9 protein-coding genes are annotated in these 11002 nt (G+C 56.4%); 7 read left to right on the top strand and 2 right to left on the bottom strand.

Translation table 11 applies throughout. From position 1 onward, the window contains the following. The first annotated feature begins 14 nt into the window (after positions 1 to 14). The 4 genes from IM313_RS03580 (at position 15) to sstT (ending at position 4269) form a co-directional block, all read left to right on the top strand. The gene (locus tag IM313_RS03580; protein WP_023333531.1) at positions 15 to 518 is read left to right on the top strand and encodes a YgjP-like metallopeptidase domain-containing protein; all 504 of its coding nucleotides are present in this window, start codon (positions 15 to 17) and stop codon (positions 516 to 518) included. Positions 519 to 588: 70 nt separating this feature from the next. Continuing rightward, positions 589 to 1587: a Gfo/Idh/MocA family protein gene (locus IM313_RS03575; protein ID WP_028014500.1), complete on the top strand. Its 999-nt coding sequence runs from the start codon at positions 589 to 591 to the stop codon at positions 1585 to 1587. Between the two features lie 250 nt (positions 1588 to 1837). Then, positions 1838 to 2806 carry a TerC family protein gene (locus tag IM313_RS03570; RefSeq protein WP_047367080.1) on the top strand — a complete coding sequence of 323 codons (969 nt, stop codon included), beginning with the start codon at positions 1838 to 1840 and terminating at the stop codon, positions 2804 to 2806. A gap of 221 nt (positions 2807 to 3027) precedes the next feature. Next, entirely contained in the window at positions 3028 to 4269 is a 1242-nt protein-coding gene (gene sstT / locus IM313_RS03565) for a serine/threonine transporter SstT (protein ID WP_041907970.1), read from the top strand. A gap of 140 nt (positions 4270 to 4409) precedes the next feature. Here the strand turns inward: sstT and IM313_RS03560 are convergent, their stop codons facing one another. Next, positions 4410 to 5897, bottom strand: a complete 1488-nt coding sequence (locus IM313_RS03560; RefSeq protein ID WP_028014503.1) for a UxaA family hydrolase — start codon at positions 5895 to 5897, stop codon at positions 4410 to 4412. 17 nt (positions 5898 to 5914) lie between these two features. Then, positions 5915 to 7327, bottom strand: coding sequence for a glucuronate isomerase (gene uxaC, locus IM313_RS03555; RefSeq protein ID WP_192971916.1), 1413 nt, complete (start codon positions 7325 to 7327; stop codon positions 5915 to 5917). Between the two features lie 476 nt (positions 7328 to 7803). On the opposite strand from uxaC, the gene IM313_RS03550 reads away from it, so the two are divergent. The 3 genes from IM313_RS03550 to yqjA all read left to right on the top strand — a co-directional run bounded on the left by IM313_RS03550 (position 7804) and on the right by yqjA (position 11000). Continuing rightward, positions 7804 to 9102, top strand: coding sequence for an MFS transporter (locus IM313_RS03550; RefSeq protein WP_059357219.1), 1299 nt, complete (start codon positions 7804 to 7806; stop codon positions 9100 to 9102). Between the two features lie 115 nt (positions 9103 to 9217). Beyond that, entirely contained in the window at positions 9218 to 9994 is a 777-nt protein-coding gene (gene exuR / locus IM313_RS03545) for a transcriptional regulator ExuR (protein ID WP_028014506.1), read from the top strand. Positions 9995 to 10337: 343 nt separating this feature from the next. Continuing rightward, positions 10338 to 11000, top strand: a complete 663-nt coding sequence (gene yqjA / locus IM313_RS03540; RefSeq protein ID WP_008503144.1) for a DedA family general envelope maintenance protein YqjA — start codon at positions 10338 to 10340, stop codon at positions 10998 to 11000. The last annotated feature ends 2 nt before the right edge of the window (positions 11001 to 11002 follow it).

The raw sequence follows: 11002 nt of genomic DNA, 5'->3' as shown, positions 1-11002 counted from the left end.
AATTTGGGCTTTTGATGAACCAACTTACTTATCTCCAGGGCTACCCGGAGCATTTACTGACTCAGGTTCGCAGCCTGATTGCCGAGCAGAAGCTCGGCGCGGTGCTGGAAAAACGCTATCCCGGCACGCACGATTTCGCGACCGATAAGGCGCTCTGGCAGTATACGCAGGATCTGAAAAGCCGGTATCTGAAGAGCGCGCCGCCGATCAACAAGGTGATGTACGACAACAAGATCCACGTGCTGAAAAATGCGCTCGGCCTGCACACCGCCATCTCCCGCGTACAGGGCGGCAAGCTGAAGGCTAAGGCGGAGATCCGCGTGGCGACGGTTTTCCGTAACGCGCCGGAAGCCTTTCTGCGGATGATCGTGGTGCATGAGCTGGCGCACCTGAAAGAGAAAGAGCACGACAAAGCGTTCTATTCCCTGTGCTGCCACATGGAGCCGCAGTATCACCAGCTGGAGTTTGATACCCGCCTGTGGCTTACGCATTTATCGTTAAATGGTAATGCGGAATAGCGCACTGGTTTTGCAATAATCCCGTGCTACAGTGGCTAAAGGTTCCCCGCTACGGAGTACGTAAACGTTTATGATACGTTTCGCAGTCATTGGAACGAACTGGATCACGCGCCAGTTCGTCGACGCCGCCCACGAAACCGGCAAACTTAAACTCACCGCAGTCTATTCCCGCAGCCTTGAGCAGGCGCAGAGCTTTGCTAACGACTACCTCGTCGAGCATCTCTTCACCTCCCTGGATGAAATGGCGCAAAGCGACGCCATTGACGCGGTCTATATCGCCAGCCCGAACTCCCTGCACTTCCCGCAAACGGCGCTGTTTCTCGGCCACAAAAAGCACGTAATTTGCGAGAAGCCGCTGGCCTCGAATATTGAGGAAGTGGAAGCGGCCATTGCGCTTGCCCGCGAAAACCAGGTGGTGCTGTTCGAAGCGTTCAAAACCGCCAGCCTGCCGAATTTCCTTCTGCTGCAGCAGTCCCTGCCGAAAATTGGCAAAGTGCGCAAAGCCTTTATCAACTACTGCCAGTATTCGTCGCGCTATCAGCGCTATCTGGACGGCGAGAATCCGAATACCTTTAACCCGGCCTTCTCAAACGGCTCGATTATGGATATCGGTTTTTACTGCCTGGCCTCTGCCGTAGCGCTGTGGGGTGAGCCGCACGGCGTTACGGCCACCGCCAGCCTGCTGGAGAGCGGCGTGGATGCACACGGTTTGGTGGTGCTGGATTACGGTGATTTCAGCGTCACGCTGCAGCACTCCAAGGTGAGCGATTCCGTGTTGCCGAGCGAAATTCAGGGCGAAGCCGGGTCGCTGGTCATCGAGAAGATCTCCGAATGCCAGAAGGTGAGCTTCGTGCCGCGCGGCGGCAAAGCGCAGGAACTGACGCAGCCTCAGCATATTAACACTATGCTCTATGAGGCAGAGGTCTTCGCCCGTCTGGTGGAAGACAACGAAGTGAATCACCCAGGCCTTGCGGTAAGCCGCACCACGGCGAAGCTGCAAACCGAGATCCGCCGCCAGACCGGCGTGGTGTTCCCGGCAGACGGCATAGGCGCGGAAGCGATCGCGTAAAGCTGTGTAATGAAACGGCGCAGGCCATTGACGAAACCGATGGTCTGACATATTTTGTTACCTGCAAAGGGGAGTAACTTCTTCGCCGGTGGATCGTCATTACGATGCGTTAAATATGCATCCGGTCGCCGGGCAACCTTCGTGGTTGTAAGTGAGACCTTGCCGGAAGGCGAGGTCTATGCATAAAAAGCTAACGGCTATCGTCTTCTGACCATGGCCGTTTTTGTTTTTTACGTGTAAGGAAAATAGTATGCATTCTGTCGGCACTCCAATGCTGTGGGGCGGATTCGCGGTTGTCGTGCTCATCATGCTGGCGATCGACCTCTTTTTGCAGGGTCGTCGCGGCGAGCACGGCATGAGCGTTAAGCAGGCCGCCGTCTGGTCGCTGGTCTGGGTTACCCTCTCGCTCCTCTTTTGCGCCGCCTTCTGGTGGTATCTGGCCTCGACTGAAGGCCGTGCGGTGGCCGATCCTCAGGCGCTCGCCTTCCTCACCGGTTATCTGATTGAAAAAGCCCTGGCGGTTGATAACGTCTTCGTCTGGCTGATGCTGTTCAGCTACTTTGCTGTGCCTGCAGCCCTGCAGCGCCGCGTGCTGGTCTACGGCGTGCTGGGTGCCATTGTCCTGCGTACCATCATGATCTTCGCCGGCAGCTGGCTAATTACCCAGTTCGAATGGCTGCTGTACGTGTTCGGCGCGTTCCTGCTGTTTACCGGGGTCAAAATGGCGCTGGCGAAAGAAGACGATACCGGTATCGGTGATAAGCCGCTGGTGAAGTGGATCCGTGGTCATCTGCGCATGACGGACAAGATCGAGAGCGAGCACTTCTTCGTGCGTAAGAACGGCCTGCTGTTTGCTACCCCGCTGCTGCTGGTGCTGATTCTGGTCGAGCTGAGCGACGTGATTTTCGCGGTAGACAGCATCCCGGCAATCTTCGCAGTGACGACTGATCCATTCATCGTGCTGACCTCTAACCTGTTTGCGATCCTCGGCCTGCGTGCGATGTACTTCCTGCTGGCAGGCGCGGCAGAGCGATTCTCGATGCTGAAGTACGGTCTGTCGGTGATCCTGGTGTTTATCGGTATCAAGATGCTGATCGTGGATTTCTACCACATCCCGATCGCCATTTCGCTTGGCGTGGTGTTCGGCATTCTGCTGGTGACGCTGGTTATCAATACCTGGGTTAACCGCCAGCACGATAAAAAGCAGCAGGCGGAGTAATCCCCTCACCCTAACCCTCTCCTCAAAGGGGAGAGGGTTAACACACTTTTGTGACTCAATAGTTAAAAAATATGATGTGACACGTAAAATCCAGCATTTTACTCTTCCGCCTTTCCCCGCTTTCCTTGATACTCAACCAGGCAAACAAATATTTACATCCTGAAATAAATGTGACTGAGAGCACATCCAGGATGGAACACAATTTCACTTAGGAATTTAGTATGAGCACACAATCTAAGGGCCTGCTTGCGCGTCTGACGCAGGGTAGCCTGGTTAAACAAATCCTGGTAGGTCTGGTTCTGGGTATTCTGCTGGCGCTGGTGTCAAAACCTGCCGCGGAAGCGACGGGGCTTCTCGGAACGCTTTTCGTGGGCGCGCTGAAGGCCGTTGCGCCGGTGCTGGTACTGATGCTGGTCATGGCTTCTATCGCCAATCACCAACACGGACAAAAAACCAACATTCGCCCGATTCTCTTTTTATATCTTCTGGGCACGTTTTCTGCTGCGCTGACCGCAGTGGTCTTTAGCTTCCTCTTCCCCTCCACGCTACATCTGACCTCTGCGGCGGGCGACGTCACGCCGCCTTCAGGCATTGTGGAAGTGCTGCGCGGCCTGCTGATGAGCATGGTTACGAACCCCATTGATGCCCTGCTGAATGCCAACTACATTGGCATCCTGGTGTGGGCGATCGGCCTGGGCTTCGCCCTGCGTCACGGCAACGAAACGACGAAAAACCTGGTCAACGACATGTCCAACGCCGTGACCTTTATCGTTAAGGTCGTGATTCGCTTTGCGCCCATCGGTATCTTCGGCCTGGTGTCGTCTACCCTGGCCACAACCGGCTTTGACGCGCTGTGGGGCTACGCGCAGCTGCTGATGGTGCTGGTCGGCTGTATGCTGCTGGTGGCGCTGGTGATCAACCCGCTGCTGGTGTTCTGGCAGATCCGCCGTAACCCGTATCCGCTGGTGCTCACCTGCCTGCGCGAGAGCGGCGTATACGCCTTCTTCACCCGCAGCTCGGCGGCAAACATTCCGGTTAACATGGCGCTGGCGGAGAAGCTGAACCTGGACCGCGATACCTATTCCGTGTCGATCCCGCTGGGTGCGACCGTGAACATGGCGGGTGCGGCGATCACCATCACCGTGCTGACCCTGGCGGCCGTGCAAACGCTGGGTATTCCTGTGGATCTGCCAACGGCGCTGCTGCTGAGCGTGGTGGCGTCGCTGTGTGCCTGTGGCGCATCCGGCGTGGCGGGCGGTTCGCTGCTGCTGATCCCGCTGGCGTGCAATATGTTCGGCATCCCGAACGAGATCGCCATGCAGGTTGTGGCCGTCGGCTTCATCATCGGCGTGCTGCAGGACTCCTGCGAAACTGCACTGAACTCCTCTACAGACGTGCTGTTCACCGCAGCGGCCTGTCAGGCGGAAGACGCGCGTTTAGCGAAGAACGCGCTGCGAGGTTAACAGCAAAACGGCAACCCTGAGGTTGCCGTTTTTAGTGTTTGTACCTTCTCCCACAGGGAGAGGGTCAGGGTGAGCGCATCAGGCCGCACCGATTAAAGTTCAGTAGGTCGGGTAAGCGCTAGCGCCACCCGACAAAACACTTAAAGCGTCACACCACTCTTAAAGATCGCCAGCTCGCGGAAGTCGTTCTTCTCGTTACAGGTCTGCCTGCCGTTAGCAAACTCCACGATAGTATCCACGAACTCCGTCAGCAGCTGCGGCATCGCTTTGCCGTGGATCAGCTGGCCTGCGTCGAAATCGATCCAGTGCTTTTTCTTCGCCGCCAGCTCGCTGTTGGTGGCGATTTTGACCGTCGGCACAAAACCGCCGTACGGCGTACCGCGACCGGTGCTGAACAACACCATGTGACAACCCGCCCCCGCCAGCGCGCTGGTGGCGACCGCATCGTTGCCCGGTGCGCTCAGCAGGTTCAGGCCGTGGGTTTTCAGGCGTTCACCGTAGCGCAGAACGTCCACCACCTGGCTGGCCCCCGCTTTCTGGGTGCAGCCGAGGGATTTCTCCTCCAGCGTGGTGATTCCGCCCGCCTTGTTTCCCGGCGACGGGTTCTCGTAAATGGGCTGATTGTGGGCGATAAAGTACTGTTTGAAGTCGTTCACCATGGTGACGGTCTTCTCAAACGTCTCTTCGTCACGGCAGTGGCTCATCAGAATGCGCTCCGCACCAAACATCTCCGGCACTTCGGTCAGCACCGTGGTGCCGCCGTTGGCAATCACGTAATCCGAGAAGCGGCCCAGCATCGGGTTGGCGGTAATGCCGGAAAGACCGTCAGACCCGCCGCACTCCAGACCAAACTTCAGCTCGCTCAGCCTGCCCGGCTCGCGCCTGTCGTGGCGCATCACCTCATACAGCTGATGCAGCTCCTCAACGCCCGCTTCCACTTCGTCGTCCTGATGCTGGCACACCATGAAGTGAACGCGCTCAGGGTCGAATTCCCCCAGCGTCTCGCGGAAGGCGTCGACCTGGTTGTTCTCGCAGCCGAGGCCGATCACCAGCACCGCGCCCGCATTCGGGTGGCGCACCATGTTTTGCAGCATGGTGCGGGTGTTGATGTGGTCGTCACCCAACTGGGAGCAGCCGTAGGTGTGGCTGAACAGATGTACCCCGTCGATGCCCTCGGCATCGTGGGTCTCCTTCAGAAAGCGGGTCTGGATCTGACGCGCAATGCCGTTCACGCAGCCGACGGTCGGCAGGATCCACAGCTCGTTGCGGATCCCCACATCACCGTTTGCGCGACGGTAGATTTGCACCTCACGATCCCCCGCCTGCACGCCTGCCTTCGGTAGTTCAGGCTGATAGCTGTACTCGTCCAGATCGCTGAGATTGGTGCGGGTATTGTGGGAATGAATATATTCACCCGGCGCAATATCCGCCAGCGCATGGCCGATGGGCAAACCGTACTTCACCACGTTCTCCCCTTTTGCAATGGGGATCAGGGCAAACTTGTGTCCACGTCCAATGGCCTGGCGCAACGTGACCGACTGGTTATCGAAGGCCACTTCCGTGCCTTCGGTTAAATCTGCCAGCGCGACGGCCACGTTATCCAGCGAATGGATTTTGATGTATTGCATATCAACCTCAGACGGCCTTAGTTCAGTTCAATGGCGAAGTAGTCACGCGCATTGTTAAAGCAGATGTTTTTCACCATGTCGCCCAGCAGCTGGAGATCCGCTGGCGCTTCACCCGCATGCACCCAGCGGCCAATCATCTGGCACAGAATGCGGCGGAAATATTCATGACGGGTATAGGACAGGAAGCTGCGGCTGTCGGTCAGCATACCCACGAAGCGGCTTAACAGACCGAGCTGCGCCAGCTGCGTCATCTGACGCTCCATGCCGTCTTTCTGATCGTTGAACCACCAGCCGGATCCGAACTGCATCTTGCCCGGCATACCTTCGCCCTGGAAGTTGCCCACCATGGTGCCCAGCACTTCGTTATCGCGCGGGTTCAGGCAGTAGAGAATGGTTTTCGGCAGCAGGTTTTGCTCGTTCTGTTTGCTCAGCAGTTTTGACAGCTCTTCCGCCAGCGGGCGGTCGTTGATGGAGTCAAAGCCCACGTCCGCGCCCAGCAGTTTGAACTGGCGCTGGTTGTTATTGCGCAGCGCGCCGATGTGGTACTGCTGTACCCAGCCGCGACGGGCGTATTCCGCACCGAGGAACACCAGCACCGCCGTTTTGAACTGCGCTACTTCATGCTGGCTAAGCGATTCACCGGAGAGGCGACGCGCCAGGATGCTGTCCAGTTCAGCTTCGTTGGATTCCGCGAACAGCACCACGTCCAGCGCGTGGTCAGAGACTTTACAGCCGTGCGCCGCGAAGTGGTCCAGACGTTTGGTCAGCGCGGTTTGCAGATCGGCGAAACGACGGATGTCGGTATCGGACACTTCCGCCAGCTTCGCCATGTAGTCGGTGAAGGTGGCCTGTTCGATGTTGAAGGCTTTGTCCGGGCGCCAGCTTGGCAGCACTTTAATGTCAAAAGAGGTGTCTTTGGCGACAACGGCATGATGCTCCAGGGAGTCAATCGGATCGTCGGTGGTGCCCACCATCTTCACGTTCATCTGCTTCATGATGCCGCGCGCGGAGAAGTTATCCTGCGCCAGCAGCGCATTGCACTGGTCCCAGATCTCATCCGCCGTAGCGGGAGAAAGCAGCTTGCCGGTGATGCCAAACGGACGGCGTAGTTCGAGGTGCGTCCAGTGGTATAGCGGGTTACCGATGGTGTGCGGCACGGTCGCCGCCCAGGCGTCAAACTTCTCGCGATCGGTCGCGTCGCCGGTACACAGTCGCTCAGCCACGCCGTTGGTGCGCATTGCGCGCCATTTATAGTGGTCACCCTTCAGCCAGATATCATACAGGTTTTTGAAACGGTAATTTTCGGCAACCTGCTGCGGCGGTAAGTGGCAGTGGTAGTCGAAAATCGGCTGGTCTTTAGCGTAGTCGTGGTACAGGCGGCGGGCAAATTCGGTATCTAACAGAAAATCGTCGGTCATAAACGGCGTCATTATCGTCTTCCTCATTACGAGAGCGTCAGAAAGCGTATGTTCATATGCTGCAAAGTTATCACACCAATTTCCACCCACCGAAGCTTTTTTCGTGAGTGAGATCAATAAACGCTAACAAATAAATTACCCTCAATGGGGTAAACCCTTCTACAGGCCGCGCCATTGCTGGCTTTGCGCGCAGCGATTAATGTCCCTACAAAGAATCATACATTTGTGATGTCACTCACCTTTTAAAGTTGTATGACAAGTTATCGTTTCGCCGTCGCAAACACTAAGCCGACGGAATGCGTTACCGGTGTGAGACACATCGGATTTAACGGTACGGATACCGACTTATGCACGCTTACTTATGGCAAGGTTCGGGCCGTTCCGGGACATTCTCCCGGCTACGCCCCTCCCGTTACACAACTGCTCCCGGCAACGGTTGAGAGGTTGCCGTGCTCTGGCGCGGAAATAACATAACGATGAGGTTTTAGATGCGTAAAATTAAAGGGTTACGTTGGTATATGATCGCACTGGTGACGCTGGGCACCGTGCTGGGCTACCTGACACGTAACACCGTGGCAGCCGCGGCGCCAACGTTGATGGAAGAGCTGCATATCTCCACGCAGCAATACTCTTACATCATCGCGGCCTATTCTGCCGCTTACACCGTCATGCAGCCTGTTGCTGGGTATGTTCTCGATATTCTGGGTACCAAGATCGGCTATGCCTTCTTCGCCATCGCCTGGGCGGTATTCTGCGGTGCAACCGCACTGGCAGGCAGCTGGGGCGGTCTGGCGCTGGCCCGTGGCGCGGTCGGTGCGGCAGAAGCCGCAATGATCCCGGCGGGGCTGAAAGCCAGCTCTGAGTGGTTCCCGGCAAAAGAGCGTTCCATCGCGGTGGGCTACTTTAACGTGGGCTCGTCCATCGGCGCAATGATTGCGCCGCCGCTGGTGGTGTGGGCCATCGTGATGCACAGCTGGCAGATGGCATTCATTATCTCTGGCGTGCTGAGCTTTGCCTGGGCAATGGCGTGGCTGGTTTTCTATAAACACCCGCGCGATCAGAAAAAACTCTCCGAGGAAGAACGCGAATACATTATTGGTGGTCAGGAAGCGCAGCATCAGACCAACAATGGCAAGAAGATGTCCGTCTGGCAGATCCTGGGCACCCGTCAGTTCTGGGGTATCGCCCTGCCGCGCTTCCTGGCTGAACCGGCCTGGGGCACCTTCAACGCGTGGATCCCACTGTTTATGTTTAAAGTCTACGGCTTTAACCTGAAAGAGATCGCGATGTTCGCCTGGATGCCGATGCTGTTCGCTGACCTCGGCTGTATTGTAGGCGGCTACCTGCCACCGCTGTTCCAGCGCTGGTTTGGGGTGAACCTGATTGTTTCCCGTAAGATGGTGGTGACCATGGGCGCCCTGCTGATGATTGGCCCGGGCATGATTGGTCTGTTCACCAGCCCCTACGTCGCTATCGCGCTGCTGTGCATCGGTGGATTTGCGCACCAGTCCCTGTCCGGCGCGCTGATTACGCTTTCCTCTGACGTCTTCGGTCGCAACGAAGTGGCCACCGCCAACGGCCTGACCGGGATGGCCGCCTGGACCGCGAGTACGATGTTTGCGCTGGTTGTCGGCGCGCTGGCGGATACCATCGGCTTCAGCCCGCTGTTCGCCGTGCTGGCTATTTTCGACCTGCTGGGCGCGGTGGTGATCTGGACGGTGCTGAAAAGCAAATCCGCAGAGGAGCTGGCGAAAGAGTCTCTCGGGCGACCGGCTACGCAGAGTTAGCGAAAATGCGTTTCACCGAAGCCGCCCCCGGGCGGCTTTTTTAATGGCAAAATCTGGAGAGTATTCCGTGAAAGTGGTATAACAAATCATCTGCCGTACCCTGCCTGGAGCGCATATGGAAATCACCGAACCACGTCGTTTATATCAACAACTTGCTGCCGAGCTGAAAGATCGCATCGAGCAAGGGGTCTATCTTGTCGGTGATAAACTTCCCGCCGAGCGCTTTATCGCGGATGAAAAAAGCGTAAGCCGAACCGTGGTGCGCGAAGCGATTATCATGCTGGAAGTGGAAGGCTACGTTGAGGTACGCAAAGGTTCCGGCATTCACGTTATTTCTAATCAGCCTAAACACTCTCCGGTGGCGGATGAAAGTCTTGAATTCGCCAGCTACGGTCCGTTTGAGCTGCTCCAGGCTCGCCAGCTGATCGAAAGCAATATTGCCGAATTTGCCGCCACGCAGGTGACCAAGCAGGACATCATGAAGCTGATGGAGATTCAGGAGAACGCTCGCAAGGAAAAATGTTTCCGTGATTCCGAGTGGGACCTACAGTTTCACGTTCAGGTCGCCCTGGCAACCCAGAATACGGCGCTGGCGGCAATCGTTGAGAAAATGTGGACTCAGCGCGTTCACAACCCGTACTGGAAAAAACTGCACGATCATATTGATTCGCGTACCGTGGACAACTGGTGTGACGACCACGATCAAATTCTTAAGGCGCTGATTCGTAAAGATCCCCACGCCGCGAAGCTCGCCATGTGGCAGCACCTGGAGAACACCAAGCAGATGCTCTTCAATGAAACCAGCGACGACTTCGAATTTAACGCTGACCGTTATCTTTTTGCCGATAATCCTGTCGTTCATCTCGATACGGCCCCGAGCGGCGCAAAATAGGCGACCTTTCTACCGGCAGGCGCTTCGCTGCGCCTCCCCGGCTGAATGGGTAAGCAAAACATATATAGTGTCAGCCTTTGTAAAATCCCTCGCTCACTTTCAGGGCTTACGCCAAAATCACCTCACCCTGCAAATTCTGTGACGCAGAACGTTGGGCTTTGTTACAATTGGATTCACTTCGTTATTTTGAAAGTTAGTGCTTGCTAACCAGCCAATTAACAGGGAACAGTGTTGGCCACACCGCAATGTGTCCGCGAGCGACCATAATGAAATCACAACAATGTCGCCGTGCTGTTTGTCCCGGATAACAGGCGAGACGTTAACCGATTTCCAGGAACACTGAATGGAACTTTTGACCCAACTGCTGCATGCCCTTTGGGCGCAGGATTTTGAAACGCTGGCCAACCCTTCCATGATTGGCATGCTCTATTTTGTCTTGTTTATGATTCTGTTCCTTGAGAATGGTTTGCTGCCTGCAGCCTTCTTGCCGGGTGACAGTTTGCTGGTGCTTGTCGGCGTGCTGTGTGCTAAAGGCGCAATGGCGTTCCCGCAAACCATTTTATTACTGACCGTCGCGGCCAGCCTTGGCTGCTGGGTGAGCTATATCCAGGGAAGATGGCTGGGCAATACCCGAATAGTACAGAACTGGCTTTCCCATCTGCCTGCGCACTATCACCAGCGGGCACACCACCTGTTCCATAAGCATGGGCTTTCCGCGCTGCTGATTGGCCGCTTTATCGCCTTTGTGCGTACCCTGCTGCCCACCATTGCCGGGCTGTCCGGGTTGAGCAGCGCACGCTTCCAGTTCTTCAACTGGATGAGCGGCCTGTTATGGGTTCTGATCCTGACGACGCTGGGCTATGCGCTGGGTAAGACGCCGGTCTTCATGAAATATGAAGATCAGCTGATGTCCTGCCTGATGCTGCTGCCTGTTGTTCTGCTGGTCTTCGGCCTGATCGGCTCGCTGGTTGTCCTGTGGAAGAAAAAATACGGAGCGCGAGGTTAACG

Origin of the sequence: Enterobacter cloacae complex sp. P2B (genome assembly GCF_014895985.1) — a bacterium.
GTDB classification, from domain to species: domain Bacteria; phylum Pseudomonadota; class Gammaproteobacteria; order Enterobacterales; family Enterobacteriaceae; genus Enterobacter; species Enterobacter bugandensis.
This window is presented reverse-complemented; position numbering and strand designations above follow the sequence as displayed.